This window comes from Streptomyces sparsus (assembly GCF_054776295.1).
Genome location: NZ_BAAHCA010001596.1, coordinates 1 through 656, shown reverse-complemented (window position 1 = coordinate 656; position 656 = coordinate 1). Strand labels below are relative to the sequence as shown.

Below are 656 nucleotides of genomic sequence, written 5' to 3'. Positions count from 1 at the left end.
GAGACGCGCCACGTCGTCACCGCCCAGCAGCACCCGCCCCGCCGTCGGCCGCAGCAGCCCGGCGACCAGCCGCAGCAGGGTCGACTTGCCGCAGCCGTTGAGGCCGATCAGCGCGGTCAACTCCCCCGGCTCGATACTCAGATCGACGTTCCGCAGCACCGGGCGGCCGGGGTAGCCGAAGGTGAGCCCCGCCACCTCGATGCCCACCCGCGAGCCGGTCGTCGCTGTCTCCGCAGCCGGGATCACACCTGTCATCGCCGCCCTCACCGTCCTTCGTCCACCGGGCTCCCGGTGCGTCTCGTGTGTCGTGTCAGGTTCCGCGGGGCCGACCCGCCTGCCGGGCGGGTCGGCCCCCGCCCGATGCCCGGACCGTGTGGTCAGTGCGAGCGCTCGGGTGCGCGGCGCACCACAATCAGCAGCAGCACCGCGCCCACGCAGGTGGTGACCGCGCCCACCGGCAGCGCCAGCCGGTCGGAGTGGAGCACCGTGGCCAGGAAGCGCCCCAGGAGCTGGGCGACCGCGTCGGCCCCGACCACCACCACGGCGCCGGTGAGCGCGGCCCCCGGCAGCGTGACGCGCAGGTCGGCGCCGAACAGGGCGACCGCCACGTGCGGCACCAGCAGCCCGACGAAGCCCAGCGCACCGACGGCCGCGAC

2 protein-coding genes are annotated in these 656 nt (G+C 75.5%); both read right to left on the bottom strand.

The genetic code is table 11. From position 1 onward, the window contains the following. The coding region (locus ACYVE9_RS29820) for an ATP-binding cassette domain-containing protein (RefSeq protein ID WP_461030982.1) at positions 1-255 on the bottom strand (255 nt) is incomplete at its 3' end. Positions 256-377: 122 nt separating this feature from the next. Then, positions 378-656 (bottom strand): iron chelate uptake ABC transporter family permease subunit (locus ACYVE9_RS29815; RefSeq protein ID WP_461030981.1); only part of this gene is annotated, 279 nt, incomplete at its 5' end.